Below are 26,379 nucleotides of genomic sequence, written 5' to 3' on the forward strand. Positions count from 1 at the left end.
AGCGATGGAAGGAGCGATACCCGAGTGGGAGACGCGCGTCACCCCGGATTTCGAGGCGCGACCGTGAACCGAGGCCGGCTTGGGAGCGGCCATGCGGAGGCTCGCGTCCCGACCGGATCTCACCGATCGCTCTGTCGGCGCACCGTCGTAGGCGGGTGAGCCGCCCCTTCGCTCCTTAGAAGCCGCGCGAGTCGATTGAGATCGAACGGCGCGTGCGCGCCCGCACGGGCGGGGTGCGTCAGTGGACGCCGACGTCTGGCGGTGCCCGGCGCGACGACCACATGAGGACATCGACGGGCGCGGCGAAATCCGCGCGCCGTCCGTTCGTCCTTGAAACAACGTGAGCTTCCTCCATGCCTTCCCTGTCCGACCCGATCCGCATCGGCGCGATCGACGCCAAGAACCGCGTCTTCATGGCGCCGCTGACCCGCGGCCGCGCCTCGCGCGAGCACGTGCCGACGCCGATCATGGTGGAGTATTATCGCCAGCGGGCCAGCGCCGGCCTGATCCTCACGGAGGCGACCGGCATCTCGCAGGAAGGGCTGGGCTGGCCCTTCGCGCCGGGCATCTGGTCTGATGAACAGGTCGAGGCCTGGAAGCCGGTGGTGAAGGCCGTGCACGACGCCGGCGGTAAGATCGTCTGCCAGCTCTGGCACATGGGCCGCATCGTACATCCGGACTTCCTCGGCGGCCAGAAGCCGATCTCGGCCTCGGCGACAACGGCCCCGGACGCCGCGCACACCTACGCGGGCAAGAAGCCCTACGCCGAGGCGCGGGCGCTGTCCGTCGACGAAATTCCGCGCCTGCTGGCCGACTATGACCGCGCCGCGCGCAACGCCATGACGGCCGGGTTCGACGGCGTGCAAATCCATGCGGCGAACGGCTACCTGATCGACCAGTTTCTGCGCGACGGCACGAACCTCCGCACCGACGCCTACGGCGGTTCCATCGAGAACCGTCTGCGCCTGCTCACGGAGGTGACGCGCACCGTGGCCGAGGCCGTCGGCCGGGACCGCACCGGCGTGCGCCTCTCGCCCAACGGCGCGATCCAGGGCGTGGATGATTCGAACCCCGAGGCCCTGTTCGGCGCTGCGGCGGCGGCCCTCTCGAAGATCGGGATCGCCTTCCTCGAGTTGCGGGAGCCGGGCCCGAACGGCACGTTCGGAACGTCCAATCATCCCCCGATCGCCCCGGCGATGCGGGCGGCCTTCGACGGCCCCCTGATCCTGAACTCGGATTACGACGGCCCGCGGGCGCAGGCGGCACTCAACGAGAGCCAAGCCGACGCCATCGCCTTCGGGCGGCCCTTCATCGCCAACCCCGACCTGCCAGAACGGTTGTTCACGAGCGCCCCGCTGAACAACGACGAAATGAAGACCTGGTACAGCCAGGGTCCGGAAGGCTACGTCGACTATCCGACCCAGGGTGCCGCCAAGGCGGCCTGAGCCGCCAACGCGAGCCGATAGGAGCCGTCTACTGTATAGTTCTATACAATCGACGACTCCTCGACTGTCGTGAGACCCGGACCATCGCGGATTCACCTCGATCAACATCGAAGACCGTTAGCGCTATCGCTCGGACGGGAGACATCCTATGTGTTGCGACCGACGAGGATAGCCGCTTTTGCCATCGACCGATGCCTGCTCAGTCGCGCCGACCGGATGGACCGAGTCCGATCGGCTGGCGGAGCTCGCCAGCCTGGATCTCGCCGCGACCGGCCGGGAAGCCGTCTACGACGACTTGACCCGCATCGCGGCCCTGCTCTGCAATGCGCCGATCGCACTGGTCAGCCTCGTGGAAGCGGACCGGCAATGGTTCAAGGGACGCGTCGGGTTCGAGCTGCCCGAGACACCACGGCGGATGTCGATCTGTGCGCACGCCCTCAAGGCCGAGGCACTCCTCGTCATCCCGGACCTCACCCTCGATCCGCGCACCCGCGACAACCCCCTCGTCACGGGGGAGCGGCAGCTCCGTTTCTACGCCGGTGCGGTCATTCGCTCGCGCTCGGGCTATCCCCTCGGCACTCTCTGCGTCCTCGACGGCATCGCGCGTCCCGAGGGCATCACCCCGGTGCAGGCCGAGATGCTGGAGGCGCTGGCCCGGCAGGCCGCGACGCTGATCGAGCTGACCCGGACCCGCCGCGAAGTCGATGCGCGCGAGGCGGAGTTGGAGGCGAGCGAGCGTCGGTTCCGGGTGATGACCGGCGCGATGCCGCAGATGGTCTGGACCACCCGGCCCGACGGCTATCACGACTTCTACAACGACCGCTGGTACGCGTTCACCGGCGTCCCGCCGGGCTCGACGGACGGCGAGGCCTGGAACGGCATGTTCCATCCCGACGACCAGGACCGGGCCTGGTCGCGCTGGCGCCACAGCCTGGCCACCGGCGACCCCTACGAGGTCGAGTACCGCCTGCGCCACCATTCCGGGGCCTATCGCTGGACCCTGGGGCGGGCGATGCCGCTCTTCGATGCCGAGGGGCGGATCGAGCGCTGGTTCGGCACCTGCACCGATATCGAGGACCTGAAGCGGGCGGAGGCCGAGGCGCTGAAACTCGCCGCCATCGTCGAGCAGTCACAGGACTTCATCGGCATGGCCGACCGGGAGGGGTTCGTCCAGCACATCAACGAGGCCGGACGCCGCCTCGTCGGACTCCCCGACGTCACCGCGGTGGCCGGCACGCAGCTCCTCGACTATTTCATGCCCGAGAGTCAGGCGCTCGTCACCGGAACGGTCCTGCCCGCCGTCGAGCGGCAGGGCTGGTGGGAGGGCGAGCTCGCCTTCCGGCACTTCGGGACGGGGGAGGGGATCGCGGTCCTCTACAACATCTTCCCGGTGCGGGACGACGAGGGTCGGTTCGTTGGTTACGCCACCGTCACCCGCGACCTGCGCGAGCGCAAGCGGGCGGAGGAGGCTCAGGACCTCCTGATCAAGGAACTGTCGCACCGGATCAAGAACATCTTCGCCGTGGTCGGCGGCATCGCCGGCCTGTCGGCCCGGACCGATCCGGCCGCCCGTCCCTTCGTCTCGGCCTTCCGGGAGCGCCTCGGCGCCCTGGCGCAGGCCCACGAATACGTGCGCCCGCACTCCCCGGCGAGCGCCCCCGCGGTGAAGGGCCAGACCCTGTTCGGCCTGATGCGCCTGATCATGGCGGCCTACGTGCAGGACGGGCGCGCGCGGATCGTCGTCGACGGGGACGACGTGGCCGTAGGCGAGCGCGCCGCCACGGCGCTGGCGCTGATCATGCACGAGCAGGCCACCAACGCGATGAAGTATGGCGGCCTTTCGACCGAGACCGGCGGCGTCCGCCTCACCGGCCGGCGTGACGGCCCATCCTACATTCTGACCTGGGCGGAGAGCGGCGGCCCCACGGTGACCGGTCCGCCGACCCGGCAGGGCTTCGGCACGGTCCTGGCGCAGCGCAGCGTCGTCGGGCAGCTGGACGGTACGCTGGAGCAGGACTGGGCCCCGAGCGGTCTCGTGATGCGCCTCGTCATCCCGGTGGATCACCTCAAATCGTGAGTCTCCCTCCGTATCGCCTCGTCGTCTTCGATTTCGACGGGACCCTGGCCGACAGCTTTCCCTGGTTCGCTGGTGTCATCAACGGCGTGGCCGACCGCTACGGCTTCGCCCGCATCGCAGAGCACGAGACCGAGACGCTCCGGGGCATGGATGCGCGGGGCATCGTCCGGCATCTCGGGATTCCGGCCTGGAAGCTACCGCTGATCACCCGGCACATGCACCGGCTCGCGGCCCGGGATATTGGGGGGATCCGGCTGTTTCCCGGCGTGCCGGACCTGCTCGCCGACCTCGACGGAGCGGGCCTGCGCCTCGGCATCGCGAGCTCGAATCGGGAGGCGACGATCCGGCGGGCGCTGGGACCGGCGGCCCGGCACTTCACTCACTACACCTGCGGTGCATCGCTGTTCGGCAAGGCCCGGCGCCTGCGTGCCCTGATCCGTGACGCCAGCCTCGCCCCGTCCGCGGCGCTCTACGTCGGCGACGAGATCCGCGACCATCAGGCCGCGACCGAAGCGGGCTGTGCCTTCGGGGCCGTGACCTGGGGCTATACCCGCGCCGACGCACTTGCGGCGCGAACGCCGGAGCACCTCTTCGCCGACCCCGCAGCGATCGGCCGGACCGTCGTGTCGACCCCGCCACAGGGGATCGGAAAGTGCACAGCGCTCCGGCCGGCCGGATTGCCTATTGCTCCCTCCGCACGCCACGTTAACATCCGTTAGGTGAGGCGTTCGGAGCGACGCTACACTTGGAAAGCTTGTGCATGGACAAGACGCAGCGATCGCAGCCGATCGGACCGGCCGTCTCTTCGGATCGGGAGCCGGGGGTCCGCCGGTCCCGCGCCCGCGGGGCGCGATCGCATTTCCTGGTCGCCTGCCTCGCCGGCGGCCTGCAGGCGACCTATGCCCCTCAGCCCGAATCCGAGGTCTCCGACCTGTTCGCGAGCCTGATCGCGCAGCTCGATTCCAGCGAGCCGGGAAGCCGCTGAAGCGGTCAGAGTCGATCGCGCCGTCCGCGACGACTGCCGGCCACCGCCTTCCGCAGGACCCGTGAGAGCTGCTCCACCGAATAGGGCTTGTGCAGCAGTTCGAACCCGTGGGCCCCCTCCTCGGCCAGGACATGGCTGTACCCGCTGGCCAGTACCACCGGCAGGTCGGGCCGCCGCCGGACGATCTCCTTGGCGAGCTCGATCCCATTCATGCCCGGCATGACGATGTCGGAGAACACCACCTCGAAGCGGAAGGGAATCTTCTCGAGCTGCCGCAGGGCATCGGCGGCGGAGGTCGCCCAGACCGTGTGATAGCCGAGTTCGGCCAGGGTCTGGGTCGCGAAGCGGCCGACCTCCGGGTTGTCCTCGACGACGAGGACGCAGGTGCCGTGCCCCTCCGTCAGCGGCTCGGCCTCCTCGAGCGGCCTGGCGGTTTCGGATAGGCCGGACACGCGCGGCAGATAGAGGGTGAAGGTCGAGCCGCGCCCCGGCTCACTCTCGACGAGAACCTCGCCCCCCGACTGCTTGGCGAAACCGAACACCTGGCTGAGGCCGAGGCCGGTCCCCTGACCGACGCCCTTGGTGGTGTAGAACGGCTCGAAGATCCGGTGCAGGTCCCCCGCGGCGATGCCGGAGCCGGTATCGGTCAGCGATACGGCCACGAAGGCGTCCCCGCGGATGTCGAGGGGCGGGATCCCCGAGACGGCGCCGACGCGGATCGTCAGGCGGCCCTCGCCCTCCATGGCGTCGCGCGCATTGACCGCCATGTTCACCAGCGCGGTGTCGAACTGGCTCGGATCGGCATGCACGTAGCAGGGCGTCTCCGGCACCTCGACCACGATGGCGATGCGGGCCCCCGTCAGGGTGCCGACCATCTCGCTGATCGCGGCGACGCCCGCGCCCACGTTGAAGGTTTCGGGCTTCAAGGCCTGGCGCCGTGCGAAGGCGAGGAGCTGGCCCGTGAGCTTGGCGGCCCGCGCAACGGTGTCGGAGATCGCATCGACGTAGCGGCGGCGGCGATCCTCGGCGAGGCCCGGCCGCTTCAGGAGGTCGGTGGAGGACTTGATGACGGTCAGAAGGTTGTTGAAATCGTGGGCGACGCCGCCGGTGAGCTGACCGACGGCCTCCATCTTCTGCGCCTGACGCAGGGCCTCCTGGGCCTGGGCGAGGGCGGCCTCCCGCGCCTTCTCCTCGGTGATGTCGCGGCCGCTGCAGTAGGAGCGCCCGCCCTCCGGCACCGCCGTCCAGGACAGCCAGCGATAGCCGCCGTCGCGGGTGCGATAGCGATTCTCGAAACGGAAGACGGGCGTGCCGCCCGCCAGGGCTCCGACGACCTCGGCGGTGCGCTCCACGTCGTCCGGATGGATCAGGTCGAGCACGGACCGGCCGGCGATCTCGGATTCGGACCAGCCGAGCACGACCTCCCAGGCCGGGTTCAGGCGCTCGAAGTAGCCGTCCGGGTGCAGCACGCCGAGCAGGTCCGGGCTGACCAGCCAAGTCAGTCCGCGCTCGTTGGAGCGCAGGATGACCTGGCGCTCCAGATCGGCGTTGAGGAAGCGCAATTCCGCCTCGTTCCGGCGCAGGGCGATCTCGGCAAGCGCCCGGTCGGTGACGTCGACGCCCTCGACGAAGACGCCGGTAACGGCGCCGTCATCGTCGAAGATCGGCTGGTAGACGAAGTCGAGATAGAGCTCGACCTCCGCCCCGTCCGCCACGCCCTGCAGGGTGAGCTTCGAGGCCGTCGCCGTGAAGGCATCGCCGGAGCGATAGACCGTGTCGAGAAGGTCGAGATAGCCCTGGTTTACGGCGTCCGGAAGAGCCTCGGCGACGGTCCGACCCAGAAGCGGCCGGTCACCGACGAGGCGCCGGTAGGCCGGGTTGGCGAGTTCGAAGCGGTGTTCGCGCCCGCGCAGGACGGCCATGAAGCTCGGAGCCTGGGCGAACAGCTGCTCGAGGCGCTCGCGCTCGGCGCTCGCCCGCCGTTCGGCCTGCACCCGGCCCGTCGTCTCGGCGCACGCGCAGAACATGCCGACGACCTGCCCGGCCTCGTCGCGCACCGGCGTGTAGCCGAAGGAGAAGTAGGTCTCCTCCGGATAACCGTTGCGGTGCATGATGAAGGCGATGCCGTCCATGTGCGTCGCCTCGCCCGCATAGGCGCGGGCCAGGATCGGCTCCACCTGATCCCAGATGTCGTGCCAGAGGTCGCGGAACGAGCCGCCGAGGGCGGCCGGATGGCGGGCGCCGCACATGGCGGCGTAGCCGTCGTTGTAGAGGGTGATGTAGTCCGGCCCCCAGACGATCAGCATCGGCTGCTGCGAGCCGAGCATCACGCCGACGAGCGTCTTCAGGGCCTGGGGCCAGCCGCCCGGCATGCCGAGCGAGGTCGCCGACCAGTCATGGCTGCGCAGGAGCGCGCCGGTCTCGCCACCCTCGACGAGAAAGGCTTCGCGAAACGGCATCCTCGGGTCCTCTGCCCGCCTGGCGTCGAGCCCGGGCGAGCCATTCACGGTCCGCGCCACACGCGCGCCCCCTCAGTCGGCCGGTCGCCCAGCCCCTCGGTTCCCGAGGGGTGGACCGCGATGCCTACAGACCGCGATTGGCGCCGGGCACGACGCTGGTGCCGGACCCGCTGCCGAACGGCTCGTACTTGGTCAGGCCGCGGAAGAGCTGGCTGAGGAAGGCGCGATCGGCGCCGCTGGTCGGCGTGGTCCGCTCGATGAAGTCGAACACCTTACCGTCCTGCAGGCCGTAGAGCGCCACGCGCTCGACCTTGAAGGCGCCGTTGAAATAGACGGCGGTGACCTTCTGGTCCTCGACCCGTTCGCCGAGGAACAGGACGGTACGGCGCGTGTTCTGGCTGATGTAGTACCACGACTTGTTGCCGACGGTAGAGACGGTGGACGGCGTGCCGAGGATCTGCAGCACCTGCTCGGCGCTCATCCCGGGCTTCACGGTGGCGAGGGCGGCCTGGTCGATCTGGTAGCCGTGGCGGATGTCCTCGCCGATGCAGCCGGACACACCGGCACCGATCACGCCGAGGACGGCGAGGCGAGCGAGCGACGAGACGAGACGGCGCGACATCGGCCACCCTTGCTGACAGTGAGAAACTGGACGCGACTTCCGGGAAGGCGTCTTCCGTGACGGTGTCTTGCGGCCCCGATCCCGACCCGACACCGAGGCAAGAAGTATCCCGATGGAGGTTGCACCTTGACCGTTCGCTGCCGTAACGCGGGGTTATGGTTTTGACAAGGCAAGCCCGGCCACACCCGCCGGCCGTCCGCGCCGGCTTCGCGCCAGGCGAGCCCGGGAGATGCGCATGATGACGGGGCTCCTCGACCGGCTCCGCGCCTGGGGCCGGTCGAGCCCGCGCGAGCGGGTGATCGAGACGCTGCACGGGCGCATCAACGAGGCGGCCCGCCAACCGGACCTCTACCTCCACCTCGGCGTACCCGACACGCTGGAGGGACGGTTCGAGTGCCTGATCCTGCACGTCATCCTGGTTCTGCGCCGCCTGAACCGCCTGCCGGAACCGGCGGCCGACGTGGCCCAGGACCTCGTGAACGCGGTGTTCCTGCAGCTCGACTCGTCCCTTCGGGAATCCGGCATCGGCGATTTCGGGGTCCCGAAGCGCATGAAGAAGCTCGGATCCGCCTTCTACGGCCGGGCCGAGGGCTACGATGCCGCCCTCGATGCCGGGGATACGGCGGCGCTGACGGCAGCGCTCGCGCGCAACGTCCTCGGGGTCGGCGCACCGGCGGCGGCGGCCGGCCTCGCCCGCTACGTCCTCGCCAGCGATGTCGCCCTGGCCCGGACCGACCTCGACGGGCTGATCGCCACCGGCCCGGCATTCCCGCCGCCGCAATCCTTCGCCGCTCCCCCGGCCGGACCGGACGGCACCACGACACGGATCGTCCCATGACCCGCCACGATACGCCCCGTCACGGAGAGACCGGACCGCTCGCGCGGATCGTCAGCGTCGACCGCCTGCGCCGCAGCGATGGGCGGCTCGTCGTCACCGCGAGCCCGGAGGAGTGTGCCGCTCTGGCCGCCGACTTCGAGATCCCGGCCATCCGGGACCTCGTGGGCACCTTCGAGACGAGCGGCCCACCCTCGGCCTTCCGGGTGCGCGGAACGGTGACGGCGCAGGTGACGCAGGTCTGCACGGTGTCCCTGGAGCCCTTCGAGGGGCCGGTCTCGGAGCCGGTGGACCTGCTGTTCACGGACACCGACCGGCTCGCGGGGACCGACGCGGAGGATGCCGACGTCCCCGACCCGATCGTGGGAGGCAAGATCGATTTCGGCGCGATCACGGGCGAGTTCCTGGCGCTCGGGCTCGACCCCTATCCGCGCAAGCCCGGCGTCGCGTTCGAGCCCCATATCGAGGATCTGGACGAGCCGCCGCTGGCGGCCCTGCGCGGGCTCAAGCCCGCCAACGATTGAGATCCGCGACCGGCACATCGGACAGGCTTTGGGCGAAACGCTCAGATTTCGTTTGCCCACCGGGCCTCAATCGCTATTTTCCGCCCCGCCGGGCAGGGGGCCGGTCGTCCGCCGCCACCCCGCCCACCGTGATGCCTCCCGCCGGGAGGCCGTTCCTTCCGCGATCAGAGGCCACCGGCCACCCACCATGTCCCAGAGAGTGTGCATCTCGCTCGACGCCATGGGCGGCGACCACGGCCCCACGACCGTGGTGCCCGGCGCCGCCATCGCCCGCGAGCGCCATCCCGAGATGACGTTCCTGATGTTCGGGGATGAGGCAATCCTCACGCCACTGGTGGCCGCCGAGCCGCGCCTGAAGGGCGCTGTCGAGATCCGCCACACGACGATGGCGATCTCCATGGACGAGAAGCCGAGCCAGGCCGTTCGCTCGGGGCGCGGCAAGTCCTCGATGTGGCGCGCGATCCAGGCGGTGAAGGACGGCGAGGCCGATGCCGCCGTCTCGGCCGGCAATACCGGCGCCCTGATGGCGATGTCGAAGATCTGCCTGAAGACCCTGGCGGGCATCGAGCGCCCGGCCATCGCCTGCCTCTGGCCGACGGTGCGCGGCGAGAGCGTGGTCCTCGATGTCGGCGCCACCATCGGCACCGATGCCGAGCACCTCGTCGAGATGGCGGTGATGGGTTCGGCCATGGCCCGGATCGTGTTCGACCTTGACCGGCCGACCGTCGGCCTCCTCAACGTCGGCACCGAGGAGATGAAGGGCAACGAGGCCGTCAAGGAAGCGGCGCGCTACCTGCGCGAGACCGACCTGCCGAACCTCGCCTATCACGGCTTCGTGGAGGGCAACGACCTCGGCAAGGGCACGGTGGACGTCGTCGTCACCGAGGGCTTCACCGGCAATATCGCCCTGAAGACCGCTGAGGGGACGGCCAAGCAGATCGGCAGCTACCTGCGCGCCGCCATGAGCCGGACCCTCTCGGCCAAGATCGGCTACTTCTTCGCCCGCCAGGCCTTCAAGGCCCTGCGGGACAAGATGAACCCGAGCCGGGCCAATGGCGGCGTGTTCCTCGGTCTCGAGGGCATCGTCATCAAGAGTCACGGCTCCGAGGACGCGCACGGCTTCGCGGCGGCGGTCGACCTCGCCCACGACATGGCCCGGCACGACCTCATGCGTACCATCCGCGACATGCTCGACCTGACGCCGGCCGCGGTCGCGTCATGAGCCGATCCGCGCACAGAAGGACGGCCCCATGACGGTCACGACCGGGACGGCCCATTCCGGAAAGGTCCTGCGCTCCGTCGTGGTCGGCTGCGGCTCCGCCCTGCCGGCCCGATGCGTCACCAACGACGAGCTCAGCCGCACCGTCGACACCTCCGACGACTGGATCGTGCAGCGCACCGGCATCCGCCAGCGCTACCTCGCGGATGCCACCGAGACGACCTCCGTCCTCGGCGCGCGCGCCGCCCGGGCGGCCCTCGACGAGGCGGGCCTCGGCGCCGACGACATCGACCTCATCATCTGCGCCACCTCGACGCCCGACCACACATTCCCGTCGACCGCCACCGAGATCCAGGCGGCGCTGGGCCTGCGCGGCGGTTTCGCCTTCGACGTCCAGGCCGTCTGCGCCGGATTCGTCTACGCCGTGACCACCGCGGACAAGTTCTTGAGCACGGGGAGCGCCAAGCGTGCCCTGGTCATCGGGGCCGAGACCTTCTCGCGGATCCTCGACTGGGAGGACCGCACGACCTGCGTGCTCTTCGGCGACGGCGCCGGGGCGGTCGTGCTGGAGGCCCGGGAAGGGGAGGGCACCAGCGCCGATCGCGGCGTGCTCACCGCGAGCCTGCGCTCGGACGGACGGCACCGCGAAAAACTCTACGTCGATGGCGGCCCGGGCTCCACCGGAACCACCGGCCATCTGCGGATGACGGGCAAGGACGTCTTCCGCTTCGCCGTCGGCTCAGTGACCGACGTCGTCGACGACGCCTTCCGGGCGTCCGGGACCACGGCCGAGGATCTGGCCTGGTTCGTGCCGCACCAGGCCAACCGGCGGATCATCGAGGCGTCGGCCGACAAGCTCGGCATCGCCCGCGAGAAGGTGGTCCTCACCGTCGACCGGCACGGCAACACCTCGGCGGCCTCGATCCCCCTGGCCCTCGACGTCGCCCGCAAGGACGGCCGGATCCAGCCCGGCGACCTCGTGATGATCGAGGCGATCGGCGGCGGATTCACCTGGGGCGCGGCCCTCATCCGCTGGTAGGCGCGACCGGTTTCCGAAACGGGGCCTCACGCACTGTTGACCCCGGCCTGAACGCCGATTAGCGTGCGCAATCATAGAGATACTAAGAAAACTCGAATCGCCTTGGGGAATATCGCATGACGGGAAAGACGGTCACACGCGCCGATTTGAGCGAGGCCGTCTACCAGCAGGTCGGCCTCTCGCGGACTGAGTCCTCCGCCCTGGTCGAAACGGTGCTGTCCGAGATCTGCGCCTGCCTCGCCAGCGGCGAGACGGTGAAGCTGTCCTCGTTCGGGTCCTTCGTGGTGCGCAGCAAGGGCCGTCGGGTCGGGCGCAACCCGAAGACCGGTGTCGAGGTGGCGATCGAGCCCCGCCAGGTCATGGTGTTCAAGCCCTCGAACGTGCTGAAGGCCCGGATCAACGGCCTGAACGGCGCGGCCGAGCACGACGACGCGTAGGCCCGCAATGTCCCTCGCCGCGCGGATCGAAGACCCGAAATCCGATTCTCGCGACGGGGAGGCGGCCGTGCGTGAGGGTCCCGAGAAGAGCGCGGGCGCCTTCCGCACCATCAAGGAAGCCGCGGACGAGCTCGACGTGCCCCAGCACGTCCTGCGTTTCTGGGAAACGCGCTTCACGCAGATCCGCCCGGTCAAGCGGGCCGGCGGCCGGCGCTACTACCGGCCCGACGATCTCGACCTCCTGAAAGGCATTAAGCACCTGCTGCACGGGCAGGGCTACACCATCAAGGGCGCCCAGCGGGTCCTGCGGGAACGCGGCCTGCGCTTCGTCCAGTCGGTGGGCCGGGGTGAGGCCGTGGCGGCCGCCCCCTCGCTCCAGGATGCCGAGCACGAGGCGCCCGCGGCCGACCTCGCCCCCGGGGACGGCCTCACCGCCGCGCAGCGGGCTGTCCTGGCGGACGCCCTCGCGGACCTCCGGGCATGCCGCGCCGCCCTGGCGGGCCTGCGCCTGCCTCCCGAACCCATCGGCGACGCCTGAGGGCGGAGCGGTGATCGCGGGGAGGGCGAACGCCCACTCGACGGCCGCGCCTGCGATCCCCACATCCGCTGCAGCCGGGCCGAATCCACCGCGTCCCGCGCGGATCGCCCGGCGTGATCGGAGTTCGTCCCGCATGCTGCTCGCCCGTTCCCTCACCTTCCTGGCCGCCGGCACCCTCCTGGCGGGGCCGGCCCTGGCGCAGACCACGGTCACCCGCAGCGAGACCGCCGCCAGCGGCAAGAGCGTGCGCCTTGCCATCGTGCCGAACCTGAAGAAGGATTGCTCCACCGGCCCGATGCCCGAGATCCGCGTCAGCGGCGCGCCGAAGAACGGCTCGCTGATCACCAAGGTCGGCAAGATCAAGACCCCGGCGAAGTACCGCTGCCCCAGCAAGGAGGCCGCCGTGCAGGCGGTGTTCTACCAGAGCAAGGACGGATTCACCGGCAGCGACGAAGTGACGGTGGACGTCAAGGATTCCGACGGGAACGTCCAGACCCAGAACATCAAGATCACGGTCGGCGCCGCCAAACCCGACGCGACCAAGCCGGACGCGGCGAAGAAGGATTCCACGGACCTGTGAGCCTCCCCCGGGGCCGCGGTGGTCTGCCATCCGCGGCTCCGACACCGAACCCGAATGGCAGGGCCGCCTGGTGCACTGTGGCACGCATCCCACGCCCAAGTTCCGTCGTGAATGCGCTGCGACAAAACTGGGCCTGTCAGTTGCATCCAAGGCGAGACAGGATGAAGCTGTCGCTGTCGTGAGGGGATCGGAAAGCCTATGCCGTCGACGAACGACCTGTTCCAGAGCTTCGCCCGTGGCTACGAGGCGCGTCGCGATACGGAGATGAGCCTCTCCGAGTATCTCGAAGCCTGCCGCGACGAACCGTTGATGTACGCCTCCGCCGCGGAGCGCATCCTCGAGGCGATCGGCAAGCCCGAATTCGTAGACACCGCGAAGGATCCGCGCCTCGGGCGCGTGTTCATGAACCGCACGATCCGGGTCTATCCCGCCTTTGCCGAGTTCTACGGCATGGAGGAGACGATCGAGCGGATCGTCTCGTTCTTCCGCCACGCGGCACAGGGGCTGGAGGAGCGCAAGCAGATCCTCTACCTGCTCGGCCCCGTTGGCGGCGGCAAGTCCTCCCTAGCCGAGCGCCTCAAGGCCCTGATGGAGACGCACCCCATCTACGTGCTGAAGGCCGGCAACGAGGTCTCGCCCGTCTTCGAGAGTCCGCTCGGATTGTTCGACCCCGAAACGATGGGTTCCGAGATCGAGGAGCGTTACGGCATCCCCAAGCGACGACTTACGGGCCTGATGAGCCCCTGGGCCCTCAAGCGACTGGACGAGTTCAACGGCGACGTCTCGAAGTTCAAGGTCATCAAGGTCCGCCCCTCGCGCCTGCGCCAGATCGGCATCGCCAAGACCGAGCCCGGCGACGAGAACAACCAGGACATTTCCAGCCTCGTCGGCAAGGTCGACATCCGGCGCCTGGAAACGCTCTCGCAGGCCGATCCCGACGCTTACTCCTACTCCGGCGGGCTCAACCGGGCGAACCAGGGCGTCCTCGAATTCGTCGAGATGTTCAAGGCGCCGATCAAGATGCTGCACCCCCTGCTCACCGCGACGCAGGAGGGCAACTATGTCGGCACGGAAAACATCGGTGCGATCCCGTTCACCGGCGTGATCCTGGCCCACTCGAACGAGTCCGAGTGGCAGACCTTCAAGACCAACAAGAACAACGAAGCCTTCATCGACCGCATCTACGTCATCAAGGTGCCCTACTGCCTCCGTGTGACCGAGGAGCAGCGCATCTACGAGAAGCTGGTCTCGGGCTCCGAACTGTCCGACGCCGCCTGTGCGCCGGGAACCCTGGAGATGCTGGCCCGCTTCTCGGTGCTCTCGCGCCTGCGCGAGCACGCCAATTCCAACGCCTTCTCGAAGATGCGGGTCTACGACGGCGAGTCGCTGCGCGAGGTCGATCCCCGCGCCCGCTCGATGCAGGAGTACAAGGACGCCGCCGGCGTCGACGAGGGCATGGACGGGATCTCGACCCGCTTCGCCTTCAAGGTGATGGCGGCGACCTTCAACCACGACACGACCGAGGTCTCGGCCGATCCAGTCCACCTCATGTACGTGCTGGAGCAGGCCCTGCGGCGCGAGCAGCTGCCTCCCGAAACCGAGAAGCGCTACCTGGAATTCATCAAGACGGAGCTGGCGCCGCGCTACGCGGAGTTCATCGGTCACGAGATCCAGAAGGCCTACCTCGAATCCTACCACGACTACGGTCAGAACCTGTTCGATCGCTACATCGACTACGCCGATGCGTGGATCGAGGATCAGGACTTCAAGGATTCGGAGACCGGGCAGCTTCTGAACCGCGAACTCCTGAACCAGGAGCTCACCAAGATCGAGAAGCCGGCGGGTATCGCCAATCCGAAGGACTTCCGCAACGAGGTGGTGAAGTTCGCCCTGCGCTCGCGGGCCCAGCACGGCGGGCGCAACCCCTCCTGGACCAGCTACGAGAAGCTGCGCGAGGTCATCGAGCGGCGCATGTTCAGCCAGGTCGAGGAGCTCCTGCCGGTCATCTCCTTCGGTTCGAAGAAGGACGGCGAGACGGAGAAGAAGCACGGCGAGTTCGTCGACCGGATGGTGGCCCGCGGCTACACCGAGCGGCAGGTCCGCCGTCTGGTCGAGTGGTACATGCGGGTGAAGCAGGCGGGCTAGGGCATCGACCGAGCCTTGTCCGCACGGTGACGGGGCGGCCGCCACGGGTGGTCGCCCCGCTCCGCCGATCCCACATTGGTCTCGAGGGCGAAGGCACACACATCGGATGCACATCGTCGACCGCCGTCTGAATCCCGGGGGCAAGAGCCTCGCCAATCGCCAACGCTTCCTGCGCCGCGTGAAGGACGTGGCCCAGCGGGCCGTGCGGGAATCCGCGCGGGAAAAGGACATCAAGGATCTCGGCAAGGACGGCCGCGTCTCGGTGCCGGTCGATGGGGTTCGCGAGCCGCGCTTCGCCCGCCAGTCCGGCACCGGCTTGCACGACCACATCCTGCCCGGCAACAAGACCTACGTGGAGGGCGACCGGATCGAGCGCCCGCCGTCGGGCGGCGGCGGGAAGGGCTCGGGGGAGGGCGGCGAGGGCTCGGAGAACAGCGAGGACGCCTTCCGCTTCGTCCTGACCCGCGACGAGTTTCTCGAGCTCTTCCTCGAGGATCTCGAGTTGCCCGATCTCGCCAAGCGCCGGCTCTCGGTGGTGGAGACCGAAGGGCTTCGCCGGGCCGGCTATACGATCTCGGGCTCGCCCGCCAACCTCGCCCTGACGCGCACCCTGCGCAATTCCATGTCGCGGCGCATCGCCCTCAAGCGGCCGAAACCCGACGAGATCGCCGCCCTGGAGGCCCGCATCGCCGCGATGCCGTCGAGCGATCCCGACCTGCCGGACCTGCTCCTGGCGCTCTCGGGCTTGCGCGAGCGCACCAAGCGCATCCCTTACGTGGACCCCCTCGACCTGCGCTACCGCCGGTTCGAGACCTATCCGCGCCCGGTGGCGCAGGCGGTGATGTTCTGCCTCATGGACGTTTCGGGTTCGATGACCGAGCACATGAAGGATCTGGCCAAGCGCTTCTACATCCTGCTGCACATCTTCCTCACCCGGCGCTACCGGCACGTGGAGATCGTCTTCATCCGCCACACCGACAAGGCGACGGAGGTGGACGAGGAGACGTTCTTCGGGTCGCGCGAGACCGGCGGCACCCTGGTCTCCTCGGCGCTGGTGGAGATGAAGCGCGTCATCGCCGAGCGCTACGATCCCAACGACTGGAACATCTACGCCGCCCAGGCCTCGGACGGCGACAACGTGTCGAGCGACGGCCCGACCTCGACGGAGCTGCTGCGCGCCCACATCCTGCCGGCCTGCCAGCACTTCGCCTATCTGGAGGTCGGCGACGAGAACGGCCCGCGGGCCGGCTTCGTCGAGCATCGCACCACCCTGTGGCGGACCTACGAGGGCCTGGCGAAGACGGGCGCACCCATCGCCATGCGCAAGGTCAATCACCGCCGCGACATCTACCCGGTCTTCCGCGAGCTGTTCGGGCGCAAGGACGCCCGGGCGGAAGCCGAGGCCTGAACCTGGCGAGACGGGGCATGGCCAAGCGGGACCCGGACGCTTCGAGCACGGCCCCGTCGAGCACGGACCCTTCGAGCACGGACCCTTCGAGGAAGGCGTAAATCGTATGGTCGGCAGCATCATCCGCCCCACGCCCCAGCGGATCTCCGGTAGCCAGGAGCCGCTCTTCACGGGCAACGACTGGGATTTCGACACGATCCGGCGCATCCATGACGCCTGCGAGGTCGAGGCGCGGGCGCTCGGCCTGTCGTGGTACCCGAACCAAATCGAGATCATCACCGCCGAGCAGATGCTGGACGCCTACGCGTCGATCGGCATGCCGCTGTTCTACAAGCACTGGTCCTTCGGCAAGCACTTCGCCCAGCACGAAGCCGGCTACCGGCGCGGCATGATGGGGCTCGCCTACGAGATCGTCATCAACTCGGACCCGTGCATCTCCTACATCATGGAGGAGAACACGGCGACGATGCAGACGCTGGTCATCGCCCACGCCGCCTTCGGCCACAACCACTTCTTCAAGAACAACTATCTCTTCAAGCAGTGGACCGATGCGGAAGGCATCCTCGACTATCTCGACTTCGCCAAGGGCTTCATCTCGCGCTGCGAGGAGCGCCACGGCCATGCCGCGGTGGAGGCCGTGCTCGACGCCGCCCATGCGCTGATGAGCCAGGGCGTCCACCGCTATCCGCGCAAGAAGCGGCCCGACCTCGCCTCGGAGCAGCGCCGCGAGCGCGAGCGCGCCGAGCACGGCGAGCAGATCTACAACGACCTCTGGCGCACCCTGCCTCAGAAGGCGGCCGCCGGGCGTCCCGACATCGCGGCGGAGCGGCGCAAGGCGCTCCTCGAGCTGCCGCAGGAGAACATCCTCTACTTCCTCGAGAAGGCGGCCCCCCGCCTGCGGCCCTGGCAGCGCGAGATCCTGCGCATCGTCCGCCTCGTGGCGCAGTACTTCTATCCGCAGCGCCAGACCAAGGTGATGAACGAGGGCTGCGCCACCTATTGCCACTACCGGATCATGAATGCCCTGTCCGAGAAGGGCCTGATCGGCGAGGCGGCCTACCTGGAGTTCCTGCAGTCGCACACCAACGTCGTGCGCCAGCCGAACTACAACGAGCGCGGCTACAATGGCCACAACCCCTACGCCATCGGCTTCGCCATGATGCAGGACATCGCCCGCATCGTGGAACAGCCGACGGAGGAGGATCGCGCGTGGTTCCCCGAGATTGCCGGCACCGGCGACGCCATGGCGACCCTGTGCGACATCTGGGCGAACTATCGCGACGAGAGCTTCATCGCGCAGTTCCTGTCGCCCAAGCTCATGCGCGACATGCGCCTGTTCCACGTGGTCGATGACCCCGACGAGTCGGAGCTCTACGTCGAGGCGATCCACGACGAGCGCGGCTATCGCAAGATGCGTCGCTCCTTCGCCCGGCAATACGACGTGGCGTGGCTCGACCCGGATATCGAGGTGGTGGACGTCGATCTCGAAGGCGACCGGCGCCTCATCGTGCATCACCGCGCCCTGAATCGCATCACCCTGCAGAAGGACGATGCCAAGCGGGTGCTTCAGCACCTGGCGGATCTCTGGGGCTACGACGCGGTTCTCAAGGAGATCGATCCGGCCAACGACGCGGTGCTGGCCGAGCACCATGCCAGCGCGCGGCCGATCTTCTTCTGATCCGGGCTGCGTTTCCGCGAAGCGGCGCCCGTATCGGCAAGCCGGCGCGGCGCTCGAGCGAAGCCGAAATCCGCCAGCCCCCGGGGACAGGATTTGGTATGACAGAGCGGTCGCGGCCTAACGGCTCACGCAACAGCGCGGCTCATGAGAGGATTGGCGGCGGCCCCCAGCCGCGCTAGCCTGCGGCGATGATGAACGACGACCTGCGCGAATCGCGCGCCGCCCTGATCCTACTCGCCGCCGCGGTCAGCTCCGTCCTGATCTTCGGTGCCGTCACCATCCTGATCCAGCTCTGACGCGCCGGAGGCAGCGCCTCAGTGGGTCCAGGGAGCGGTGCGATTGAATTTGAAATTGTCCGAATAGGACAGGCCCTTGCGCAGGATCGGCTTCTGCGGCTCCTCGACCCGGTAGGACAGGCCCGCCCGCGTCGCGTAGGCCACGGCGTCCGCGCGCGTCTCGAACTCGAGATGGACCTGCTGTAGCATGTCGGACGAGCCGGTCCACCCCATCAGCGGGTCGGTCTCGCGCGGCGCGGTCTGATCGAATTCCAGCACCCAGGCCTTCGCCCGCGCCGTCCCGGACTGCGTCGGATCCTTCGCGGGCTGGTAGATGCGGGCGCTCGACATCGGGTCGTCCAACTCCAGGGAGCCTCGGCGGAAATGATGGTCGGGGCGATAGGATTCGAACCTACGACCCTCTGGTCCCAAACCAGATGCGCTACCAGACTGCGCTACACCCCGACACGCTTGCGCGTAGAGGGGACGTACGGTTTCGGGGGGCAAATGGCAACTGAATCATGCGCCGGCGTCGGCAATCGACGGCTCCGCCACGTGCAATGCACGGCGTCCAACCCGGCAGAGTGTTCTCACGGCCCGAACGGACGCCGCGAAGGAAGCTTCGCGGCCTCTTACGATGGGATCGAGCTACGACAGGCTCCTGAATGTCAGGGCCGCCGACCGGTCAAGCCAGTTCGGAGAGCCGCGCATTCGCCTCCGCGAGGGCGTCTTCCACGGAGGCATGCTCCGTCTGGGAGGCCTCGTAGAACATCGTCTGCGTGCCGTAGATCGTCCAGAGGTATCGGGACCGGTTGCCGGGCGCAGGGCGGACGCCGATGCGGTACGGCTTAGCGGACTGGGACGACATGGCAGCTCCTGGGCAAGCCTGACGATGGACCTTACGCAGACATCGCTGTCGGTGCCGGACGGGTTCCATCGCGAAGCCCCCGGACAGGCAGAATCATGGCCGCCCGGCCGCGGAAGGGGATCAGGCATGGCGAGCGACAAGCGCTGGACGGTTCACCGATCGGGACACGTCTTCCAAGATCGCTGGATCAGCCTCAGAGCGGATGATTGCTCGACGCCGGACGGCGTGGCGATTGCGCCCTATTACGTTCTCGAGTTTGCCGACTTCGTCCATGTTTTCGCGACGGATGAAGCCGATCGCGTCATCCTCGTCCGACAATACCGGCACGGGCTCCAGGGGATCAGCCTCGAGCTTCCTGGAGGCGTGATGGACGCTCACGACACGGATGCCGTGGCAGTCGGTGCGCGGGAACTCCGCGAAGAGACGGGATATTCCGGCGGGACGCTCGCCCATCTCGCCACGCTCAGTGTCGACCCGGCGCGCTATGCCAACCGCCTGCATCTCATCCGGGCGACGGGCGTCCGTCCTGGCGCGTCCCATCCGGAGCCGACCGAGGACATCGAGGTGGTCCTCGTCTCGCGCCAGGAAGCCAAACACCTCGCTCTGTCTGGGCAAATCGCCAATGCCGGGCATGTCGGGCTGATGCTGATGGCCCTGGCCGGCCCATGAGCCGAGGCCGTGCACCAGACCCGGCCTGGCCCGGCGGGAACATCGTGTCGCCCGACAGGCCGCCTGGGCGCCCATCGCTGGACAGCAGCGGTGCAGCCCCGCCACAACGCGGATGTGAGCCGAATCGACGGAGCCGGGCATGAGCGACGCGAGATACCGCGCCCTGGAGGCGCGCATCGACGCCTTGGAGGGCGAGGTGAAGCGCGCGCGCAACGACATCCAGTGGGCGATCGCCCTGATGTTCGTCGTACCGGTCGGCTTGCTCATCATCCTGCGCGTCTGGTCCTGACGGGCATTACCGGCGGGACGGCCGAACAAGATCTCGCGAACACAGTGCGCATTCGACCCCGAACGTTAACGCGGCGGTCACGATGACAGCAACCAAAGCCATCGCCGCGATCGAACCGTGCTATTGAAAGTTGGACGAGGGTCGATCGATGTTCTTGATTTTACTGGCCGCCATGGGCGGTGGCATGATCTCGACGGTTCTGCTGCTGCCATACGGCATCCTGACCGCCGTGATGGGTGCCCCCCTGAGCGCCAGTCTCTGCGCCGCCGCGGCCGGGGCCGTCATCATGCTGCGCCGGGGCGACGCCTGGAACACGGACGTGGCCTTCGACGAAGACACGGACGACCAGACGGACGCCATGGTCAAGATGCTGCGCGACATCGCCGCCAAGGGGCGCGAGAGCGGTACGGATGCCAAGCGCCCCGCCCGCAATTCCAAGGCGGCCTGAGGCAGTCCCGCGCCTGTTTCCTGAGACTTTTAAATCCAGCGAGAGGATCCAAGGCCTTTGGCGATCCGTGAGGCCTCGGACATCCCCCTGATGACATCGGGAAGGCCCTGAGACCGCAGGGACGGCCGGGCAAGACGCGCCCACCGGAGCGAGGCGCCCACCGCCACGACGAGGACCCCAGCTGACGCGCGTCCTGCGGGGATCGAACGGATCGGAGATTGCGGGCATCGAAACGGTCCATCCCCGCGGACCCGGGCGCGCCCGCGAGCCTTTGCGCCCGCGAGCCTTGGCCGTCGCGAGCCTTGGCCGCACCTCGCGCGGCGGGACGATCTACACCCGCACGTCGACGATGCGGCGTTGGCGGCCCACCACGTCCCCCTCGGCATCCCGTGCCCGATCCACCTCGACGGAAACGGTGCGCGGCTCGGCCTCGTGGCGTCGCGCCGCATCGTTCCGGGCGCCATGCACGATCTCGGTGGCGCGGATGATCCCGACCTGCATGAGGGGAACGGTGATCGTCATGGGCGTCGATCCTCCGGAAATGCGCGAGGGGGAGCCGCGGCTCAGGCGAGGATGTCGAGGACCCGGCGCTCGGAATCGAGCGTGGATTTCAGGATGGCGGTGTTCATCCCGATATTGGCCTTCTCCTGCATGAGCTGGACGGCGGTGGTCGAGAGATCGACCTGGGTCGCGCTCGGCAGGCTGGTGCCGAGGATCGCGATCCCCTCGGCGGCCGTTGCGTAGCGCTGAGTCGCCGCCAGAAGCCCGCCGCTGCTCGCCGAAATTGCGCTGACCATGCCGTCGCTCCCTCATTTCCCGCGAGGCAACCACGGTCCCCTGAATTCCCCGTTGTGAAACTACGGCGCATTTGAACGACCGACCGCGGCCATCCTCCGTCCCGGCTTGACCCCCGTTCCTCCGAGGCCCACCTCGGGCCCGACGCGACCGGACCGAGCCCCGGCGCGCAGCACGGAGACCGCGATGATCGATCTGTACTATTGGCCGACCCCGAACGGCCACAAGGTCACGATGTTCCTCGAAGAGGCGGGGCTCGACTACACCCTGAAGGCGGTGAACATCGGCAAGGGCGACCAGTTCAAGCCGGATTTCCTGGCCATCGCCCCGAACAACCGCATGCCGGCGCTCGTCGACCACGCACCGGCCGGCGGAGGCGCCCCCGTCTCGCTGTTCGAATCCGGCGCGATCCTGCTCTACCTCGCCGAGAAGACCGGGCGCTTCATCGCCGGGGACGTGCCCGGCCGCGCCGAGGTGCTGCAATGGCTGTTCTGGCAGATGGGCGGCCTCGGGCCCATGCTCGGCCAGAATCATCACTTCACCCAGTACGCGCCGGAAAAGGTGCCCTACGCCATCGACCGCTACGTCAAGGAGACCAACCGTCTCTACGGCGTCCTCGACCGTCGCCTCGCCGACCGCCCCTTCGTCGCTGGCGCGGACTACTCGATCGCCGACATGGCCTGCTATCCCTGGATCGTGCCCTACGAGAAGCAGGGCCAGCGCCTGGAAGATTTCCCGAACCTCCAGCGCTGGTTCCGGGCGATCGCCGAGCGCCCGGGGACGAAGGCCGCCTATGCCCGCGCTCCGGAGATCAACCCGGATTTCGGGAAGACCCTGAGCGAGGAGGCCAAGAAGGTGATGTTCGGCCAGACCGCCGCGACGCGCGGCTGACCCGGACCGGGGGGCGCCCTGGCGCGCTCCGATCCGCTCTCCCGGCGGGATCGATCGGATCGGGCCTGCCCGGGTCCTCAGCGCCTCAGGGTGTCGAGCGGCACCGGGGCGGCGTGCGGGCGGGTCGCCAGCATGCCGTCGATCAGCGCCAGCACTTCGGCCCGGCCGCAATTGGCGGCCGGCTCGAAGGGCGTCCAGGTCTGGGTGAAGTCGAGCTGGGCGAAGACGTCGCGGTAGCGCCGCAATTCGTTCGTGGTCAGGGGCACCCCGCGCACGAAGGCCTTGTGGGCCGAGATGGTCAGCGCCCGCCGGAAATCCTGCGGGTCGAGCTCGAACTTCAGGGCGTCGCCGCAGAACAGGATCTTTCGCCCGCGATCGAACAGCACCGCGTGGCCGTCGAAGTGGCCGGCCGTGCGATGGAGTTCGAGGCCGGGGAGGGGCTCGAGGAAATCGTCGTAGGGCCAGGACACCTGCAGCGCCGCGCTCCAGACGAAGTCCGCCGCGGCTAAGCACAGCTCCGGATCGAAGCGGTCCTGAAGCTGCACCAGCGCGCCGTAGGCATGCGGGTGCGAGGAGGACAGCACCTGCATCCCTCCGAGGCGCGCGATGTGCTGGAGAGCGGCCTCGCTGAAAACCGGGCAGGCCTCGAATCCCATGTTTCCGGCCGGAGTCTGGACGAGATAGGCGCTGGGCCCGATGCCCGAGACGGGATCGTTCCAGAACCGCCACACGCCGGGCTCCAATTCCTCCCAATGGCAGGGAAACCGGTCCTGCGCTTCCCGCTCGGTCCAGAACTGCCAACCCTTCTGCGGTACCACGTGGCGCGCATCGAGGCACATCGGGCAGGCCGGCGGGCGATCGAAATGGCGCTGCCAGAACCCGCAATTGTCACAGGTATAGGCGGGAAGGTCGAGGGCGCCGGCGAAGGGCAGGTATCCGGGAGACACGAAGCGTTGCTCTCGTTGGCGGCGTCGGCCGCGGGTAGCCTCGGGCTGAGGCGTGCGCATATAGGCGCGAGGCGGAGACCGGCCATACGGCACCGCACCTGAACGCCACCGGAGGATCATGCCCGTCCCGAGCCTCGCCTTCGACCTGACCCGTCTCATCACCCGCCTGCGGCATCCGAGCCCGAGCGGGATCGACCGGGTCGACCTCGCCTATGCCCGGCACGTCCTGGCCCAGCCGGGCGACCGCTTCGGCCTGGTCTCGACGGCGTTCGGCCCGCGCGTGCTGGCCCGGGCGGAGGCGCTCGGCATCGTCGAGGCCGTGGCGGCGGCCTGGGTCGAGGACCGCGACGCGACGCAGGATCCGGTCTACCGCCGGCTGGCGTCGACCCTCGGGTCGACGAGCGACGACAGGGGTACGGCGGCCGGGGCTCCGGAGCGCGGCGGCATCGGGGACCGACGGCGGATCCAGGCCCGGACGGCGGCCACGACCCTTCGCGCGCGTGGCCCCGAGATCCTGCCGGCCGGGACCGTCTACCTGCACAGCTCGCACCTGCGCCTCGACAAGCCCGGCCGATTCGACTGGCTCTACGACCGGCGCGACGTCCGGCCCGTCTTCTTCGTCCACGACCTCATCCCCATCGACTATCCGGAATACGGGCGGCCCGGGGAGGCGGAGCGGCACCGGGTCCGGATGGAGACCGTCGCCCGCCACGCCGCGCACCTGCTGGTCAATTCCCGCGACGTCGGCGAGCGCTTCGCCGTATACTGCGCGGCGCTGGGGCGGCCGACGCCGCCCGTGACGGCGGCACTCCTCGGGGTCGAGCCGGTGTTCCGGCCGGTGGGGGAGGGACCGTCCTTCACGCCCGCGCAGCCGACCTTCGTCGCCTGCGGCACCATCGAGCCGCGCAAGAACCACTTGGCGCTGCTGCATCTCTGGCGCGACCTCGCCGAGCGGCACGGGCCCGAAACGCCCCGCCTCGTCCTGGTCGGCCGACGGGGCTGGGAGGCGGAGAACATCATCGACATGCTGGAGCGGTGCCCCGCCATCCGCACGCACGTGACCGAAGTCAGCGGCCTGTCGAGCCACGGCCTCGCGGCGCTGCTGCGCTCGGCCACCGCCCTGCTGATGCCCTCGTTCGCGGAAGGGTACGGCCTGCCCGTGGTCGAGGCCGCGGCCTCGGGCCTGCCGGTCGTCGCCTCGGACCTTGCCGTCCACCGGGAGATCGGTGCCGGATTCGCGCGGTTCCTCGATCCCCTCGACGGACCCGGCTGGCGCCAGGCGGTGGAAGAACTCTCGGTGCCGGGCTCCACGCTTCGCGAAGCGCTCGCATGCCGGACGGCCGACACCGACCTGCCGAGCTGGACCGCGCATTTCGAGACCGTCGAGGCGGTTCTGGCACGCACCATTTGCCGTCCTGACGACTGACGCCTAAGAACATCCGTCAGTGACCGACCATGCACGGGACGGTGCGAGAGAGGACAGACGGATGAAGGTTGTCGACCTGGACCGGGATGCGATCAAGGCCGGCCTCGCCGACCAGTCCATGCTGGTGATCGATGTGCGCGAGCCGCATGAATTCGAACAAGGACACATCCCCGGCGCAGTTACCCATCCGCTCTCGACCTTCGACCCGGGGACCCTCGCGGCGCTGATTGCCGAGGACGCCCGGACACCGGTCTTCTCGTGCATGTCCGGCGTACGCTCGGTTCACGCGCTGGCAGCCGCCCAGAACGCCGGCTTGCCGATCGAGGCGCATTACCGGGGCGGATTCAAGGATTGGGCAGGCTCCGGCGAACCGGTTGAGGTCTGAGGCATGCGCGGAGCATGTGTGGCAGCGCACGACATAGGTCGCGGCGGACCTCTAGCTGGCGCATCGTAGGGAATAACCATATGCGCATGCGCTCGATCTTCAGTTTTCTTCCGATCGTCGGACTGGTCGCTTCGGCGCTCGTCGCGCCGGTCCTCGTATCCCCCGCCCAGGCCCAGGCCCCGGGCGGACCGCCGCCGAAGGTCACCACGGCCAAGCCGGTGGTCCGCGAGATCGTCGAGACCGACACCTATACGGGCCGCTTCGACCCCGTCGACATCGTCGACGTCCGGGCCCGCGTCACCGGCTACCTCGAGAAGCTGAACTTCACCGACGGCGCCACGGTGAAGAAGGGCGACCTGCTCTTCGTCATCGACCGGCGACCCTACAAGGCGGCCCTCGACCAGGCCCAGGCGGCCCTGGTCTCGGCCAAGGCCCGGCTGAACTTCTCGCAGACCGACCTCGACCGCGCCCAGACGCTGAGCAAGTCCGGCAACATCTCCGAGCAGGTCACCGACCAGCGCCGGCAGGCCTCCCAGACCGCGCAGGCCGATGTCGACAGCGCCGACGCGCAGCTGCGCCAGGCGCAGCTGAACTACGACTTCACCGAGGTGAAGGCCCCGATCTCGGGCCGCATCAGCCGGCGCCTGGTCACCGAGGGCAACATCGTCATCACCGACCAGACCCTGTTGACGACGATCGTCTCCCTCGACCCGATCTATTTCGGCTTCACCGTCGATGAGCGCTCGTTCCTGAAGTACCAGGGCAGCCTCGGAATCGGCATGGGCGAGACCCAGAAGGGCAAGGGCGTCCCGATCCTGATCGCGCTTACCGGCGAGGCGAAGCCGACCCGCAAGGGCACCCTCGACTTCGTGGACAACCGGGTCGACAACGCCACCGGCACGGTGCTGCTGCGCGCCACCGTGGAGAACCCCGACGGGTTCATCAAGCCCGGCCTGTTCGGCGTCGTCTCGCTGCCCGCCACCAAGCCCTATCAGGGCATCCTGCTGCCCGACGAAGCGGTCTCGGCCAACCAGGACAAGCGCATCGTCTACATCGTCGCCGACGACGGCACGGTGTCCCTGCGCGAGGTCAAGCTCGGTCCCAAGGTCGACGGCTACCGGGTGATCCGCGAGGGGCTGAAGGGCGACGAGAACGTCGTCGTCAACGGCGTCACACGCGTCCGTCCGGGCGCCAAGGTGGCGGCCGAATCCTCTACCCTGCCGCCCAGCAAGACCTGACGCCCACTATGACCTGACGGGTGAGCCCCGAGGCAGGCGCAGCCCCTACGAGGATCATCCCCGACCGGTCACGGCCGGGGAGCGGCCACCAGACCGCGGACGAAGAAACGGTGCCGACTCGAACCCGCGCGTGCGGGCCGCATGCGGCGAGAGGTTC

Annotated in this window: 28 protein-coding genes and 1 tRNA gene; 21 read left to right on the forward strand and 8 right to left on the reverse strand. The window is 68.6% G+C overall.

Annotation, left to right across the window (positions count from 1 at the left end; genetic code table 11):
* Positions 1 to 353: 353 nt before the first annotated feature.
* From ASG63_RS20410 to ASG63_RS20425, 4 genes are all read left to right on the forward strand, one after another.
* Positions 354 to 1,445: an alkene reductase gene (locus ASG63_RS20410; protein WP_056220937.1), complete on the forward strand. Its 1,092-nt coding sequence runs from the start codon at positions 354 to 356 to the stop codon at positions 1,443 to 1,445.
* Between the two features lie 178 nt (positions 1,446 to 1,623).
* Positions 1,624 to 3,522, forward strand: coding sequence for a PAS domain-containing protein (locus ASG63_RS20415; RefSeq protein ID WP_056220940.1), 1,899 nt, complete (start codon positions 1,624 to 1,626; stop codon positions 3,520 to 3,522).
* A complete protein-coding gene (locus ASG63_RS20420) occupies positions 3,519 to 4,241 on the forward strand; it encodes an HAD-IA family hydrolase (protein ID WP_244479987.1) in 723 nt (240 codons plus the stop codon). The genes ASG63_RS20415 and ASG63_RS20420 overlap by 4 nt, the downstream gene beginning before the upstream one ends.
* 41 nt (positions 4,242 to 4,282) lie before the next feature.
* Complete coding sequence (locus ASG63_RS20425) at positions 4,283 to 4,507, forward strand: hypothetical protein (RefSeq protein ID WP_056220943.1); 225 nt, start codon at positions 4,283 to 4,285, stop codon at positions 4,505 to 4,507.
* 5 nt (positions 4,508 to 4,512) lie between these two features.
* Here ASG63_RS20425 and ASG63_RS20430 read toward each other — a convergent pair whose 3' ends face one another.
* A complete protein-coding gene (locus ASG63_RS20430) occupies positions 4,513 to 6,966 on the reverse strand; it encodes a PAS domain-containing protein (protein WP_056220945.1) in 2,454 nt (817 codons plus the stop codon).
* Between the two features lie 124 nt (positions 6,967 to 7,090).
* Positions 7,091 to 7,588 (reverse strand): outer membrane protein assembly factor BamE, encoded by a 498-nt coding sequence (locus ASG63_RS20435; protein WP_056220949.1) that lies wholly within the window; start codon positions 7,586 to 7,588, stop codon positions 7,091 to 7,093.
* A gap of 238 nt (positions 7,589 to 7,826) precedes the next feature.
* Here ASG63_RS20435 and ASG63_RS20440 point away from each other — a divergent pair, with 238 nt between their 5' ends.
* The 10 genes from ASG63_RS20440 to ASG63_RS20485 all read left to right on the forward strand — a co-directional run bounded on the left by ASG63_RS20440 (position 7,827) and on the right by ASG63_RS20485 (position 17,991).
* Entirely contained in the window at positions 7,827 to 8,426 is a 600-nt protein-coding gene (locus ASG63_RS20440) for a ubiquinol-cytochrome C chaperone family protein (RefSeq protein WP_156394300.1), read from the forward strand.
* On the forward strand, positions 8,423 to 8,947 hold the full coding sequence (locus tag ASG63_RS20445) for a YceD family protein (RefSeq protein ID WP_056220951.1): 525 nt from the start codon (positions 8,423 to 8,425) through the stop codon (positions 8,945 to 8,947). Before ASG63_RS20440 ends, ASG63_RS20445 begins: the two co-directional genes overlap by 4 nt.
* Positions 8,948 to 9,134: 187 nt before the next feature.
* Positions 9,135 to 10,169 (forward strand): phosphate acyltransferase PlsX, encoded by a 1,035-nt coding sequence (plsX, locus tag ASG63_RS20450; RefSeq protein WP_056220954.1) that lies wholly within the window; start codon positions 9,135 to 9,137, stop codon positions 10,167 to 10,169.
* 28 nt (positions 10,170 to 10,197) lie between these two features.
* On the forward strand, positions 10,198 to 11,205 hold the full coding sequence (locus ASG63_RS20455; protein ID WP_056220957.1) for a beta-ketoacyl-ACP synthase III: 1,008 nt from the start codon (positions 10,198 to 10,200) through the stop codon (positions 11,203 to 11,205).
* Between the two features lie 116 nt (positions 11,206 to 11,321).
* Positions 11,322 to 11,642, forward strand: a complete 321-nt coding sequence (locus ASG63_RS20460) for an integration host factor subunit alpha (protein WP_056220962.1) — start codon at positions 11,322 to 11,324, stop codon at positions 11,640 to 11,642.
* Positions 11,643 to 11,649: 7 nt separating this feature from the next.
* Positions 11,650 to 12,180 carry a MerR family transcriptional regulator gene (locus ASG63_RS20465; RefSeq protein WP_056220965.1) on the forward strand — a complete coding sequence of 177 codons (531 nt, stop codon included), beginning with the start codon at positions 11,650 to 11,652 and terminating at the stop codon, positions 12,178 to 12,180.
* A 133-nt stretch (positions 12,181 to 12,313) separates the two neighbouring features.
* Positions 12,314 to 12,760 (forward strand): hypothetical protein, encoded by a 447-nt coding sequence (locus ASG63_RS20470; RefSeq protein WP_056220968.1) that lies wholly within the window; start codon positions 12,314 to 12,316, stop codon positions 12,758 to 12,760.
* 198 nt (positions 12,761 to 12,958) lie between these two features.
* Positions 12,959 to 14,905 (forward strand): PrkA family serine protein kinase, encoded by a 1,947-nt coding sequence (locus tag ASG63_RS20475; protein WP_056220971.1) that lies wholly within the window; start codon positions 12,959 to 12,961, stop codon positions 14,903 to 14,905.
* A gap of 106 nt (positions 14,906 to 15,011) precedes the next feature.
* Complete coding sequence (locus ASG63_RS20480) at positions 15,012 to 16,313, forward strand: YeaH/YhbH family protein (RefSeq protein WP_056220974.1); 1,302 nt, start codon at positions 15,012 to 15,014, stop codon at positions 16,311 to 16,313.
* A 106-nt stretch (positions 16,314 to 16,419) separates the two neighbouring features.
* Positions 16,420 to 17,991 (forward strand): SpoVR family protein, encoded by a 1,572-nt coding sequence (locus ASG63_RS20485; RefSeq protein WP_056220978.1) that lies wholly within the window; start codon positions 16,420 to 16,422, stop codon positions 17,989 to 17,991.
* A 314-nt stretch (positions 17,992 to 18,305) separates the two neighbouring features.
* On the opposite strand, the gene ASG63_RS20490 is transcribed toward ASG63_RS20485, so the two are convergent.
* The 3 genes from ASG63_RS20490 to ASG63_RS20500 form a co-directional block, all read right to left on the reverse strand.
* A complete protein-coding gene (locus ASG63_RS20490) occupies positions 18,306 to 18,617 on the reverse strand; it encodes an ETC complex I subunit (protein WP_056221279.1) in 312 nt (103 codons plus the stop codon).
* A 37-nt stretch (positions 18,618 to 18,654) separates the two neighbouring features.
* Positions 18,655 to 18,731, reverse strand: a tRNA-Pro gene (locus ASG63_RS20495).
* 220 nt (positions 18,732 to 18,951) lie between these two features.
* Positions 18,952 to 19,134: a hypothetical protein gene (locus tag ASG63_RS20500; protein WP_056220981.1), complete on the reverse strand. Its 183-nt coding sequence runs from the start codon at positions 19,132 to 19,134 to the stop codon at positions 18,952 to 18,954.
* A 126-nt stretch (positions 19,135 to 19,260) separates the two neighbouring features.
* Between ASG63_RS20500 and ASG63_RS20505 the strand changes: the two genes are divergently transcribed.
* The 3 genes from ASG63_RS20505 to ASG63_RS20510 all read left to right on the forward strand — a co-directional run bounded on the left by ASG63_RS20505 (position 19,261) and on the right by ASG63_RS20510 (position 20,540).
* Complete coding sequence (locus ASG63_RS20505) at positions 19,261 to 19,803, forward strand: NUDIX hydrolase (protein ID WP_056220984.1); 543 nt, start codon at positions 19,261 to 19,263, stop codon at positions 19,801 to 19,803.
* A 139-nt stretch (positions 19,804 to 19,942) separates the two neighbouring features.
* Positions 19,943 to 20,092, forward strand: coding sequence for a hypothetical protein (locus ASG63_RS25670; RefSeq protein WP_156394287.1), 150 nt, complete (start codon positions 19,943 to 19,945; stop codon positions 20,090 to 20,092).
* A gap of 148 nt (positions 20,093 to 20,240) precedes the next feature.
* Complete coding sequence (locus ASG63_RS20510) at positions 20,241 to 20,540, forward strand: hypothetical protein (protein ID WP_156394288.1); 300 nt, start codon at positions 20,241 to 20,243, stop codon at positions 20,538 to 20,540.
* A 330-nt stretch (positions 20,541 to 20,870) separates the two neighbouring features.
* Here ASG63_RS20510 and ASG63_RS20515 read toward each other — a convergent pair whose 3' ends face one another.
* Both ASG63_RS20515 and ASG63_RS20520 read right to left on the reverse strand, forming a co-directional pair.
* Positions 20,871 to 21,062, reverse strand: a complete 192-nt coding sequence (locus ASG63_RS20515; protein ID WP_056220990.1) for a hypothetical protein — start codon at positions 21,060 to 21,062, stop codon at positions 20,871 to 20,873.
* Positions 21,063 to 21,103: 41 nt separating this feature from the next.
* Entirely contained in the window at positions 21,104 to 21,337 is a 234-nt protein-coding gene (locus ASG63_RS20520) for a hypothetical protein (protein WP_056220993.1), read from the reverse strand.
* Between the two features lie 184 nt (positions 21,338 to 21,521).
* Here ASG63_RS20520 and ASG63_RS20525 point away from each other — a divergent pair, with 184 nt between their 5' ends.
* On the forward strand, positions 21,522 to 22,226 hold the full coding sequence (locus tag ASG63_RS20525; protein ID WP_056220996.1) for a glutathione binding-like protein: 705 nt from the start codon (positions 21,522 to 21,524) through the stop codon (positions 22,224 to 22,226).
* 77 nt (positions 22,227 to 22,303) lie between these two features.
* On the opposite strand, the gene ASG63_RS20530 is transcribed toward ASG63_RS20525, so the two are convergent.
* A complete protein-coding gene (locus ASG63_RS20530; protein WP_056220999.1) occupies positions 22,304 to 23,173 on the reverse strand; it encodes an MBL fold metallo-hydrolase in 870 nt (289 codons plus the stop codon).
* Positions 23,174 to 23,291: 118 nt separating this feature from the next.
* Here ASG63_RS20530 and ASG63_RS20535 point away from each other — a divergent pair, with 118 nt between their 5' ends.
* The 3 genes from ASG63_RS20535 to ASG63_RS20545 all read left to right on the forward strand — a co-directional run bounded on the left by ASG63_RS20535 (position 23,292) and on the right by ASG63_RS20545 (position 26,222).
* Positions 23,292 to 24,599 (forward strand): glycosyltransferase family 4 protein, encoded by a 1,308-nt coding sequence (locus tag ASG63_RS20535; RefSeq protein ID WP_056221002.1) that lies wholly within the window; start codon positions 23,292 to 23,294, stop codon positions 24,597 to 24,599.
* Between the two features lie 61 nt (positions 24,600 to 24,660).
* Positions 24,661 to 24,984 carry a rhodanese-like domain-containing protein gene (locus tag ASG63_RS20540; RefSeq protein ID WP_056221005.1) on the forward strand — a complete coding sequence of 108 codons (324 nt, stop codon included), beginning with the start codon at positions 24,661 to 24,663 and terminating at the stop codon, positions 24,982 to 24,984.
* A gap of 86 nt (positions 24,985 to 25,070) precedes the next feature.
* A complete protein-coding gene (locus ASG63_RS20545) occupies positions 25,071 to 26,222 on the forward strand; it encodes an efflux RND transporter periplasmic adaptor subunit (protein WP_056221282.1) in 1,152 nt (383 codons plus the stop codon).
* Positions 26,223 to 26,379 lie beyond the last annotated feature (157 nt).

It is taken from the genome of Methylobacterium sp. Leaf94 (assembly GCF_001426045.1).
In the GTDB taxonomy this organism is placed as follows: Bacteria; Pseudomonadota; Alphaproteobacteria; order Rhizobiales; family Beijerinckiaceae; genus Methylobacterium.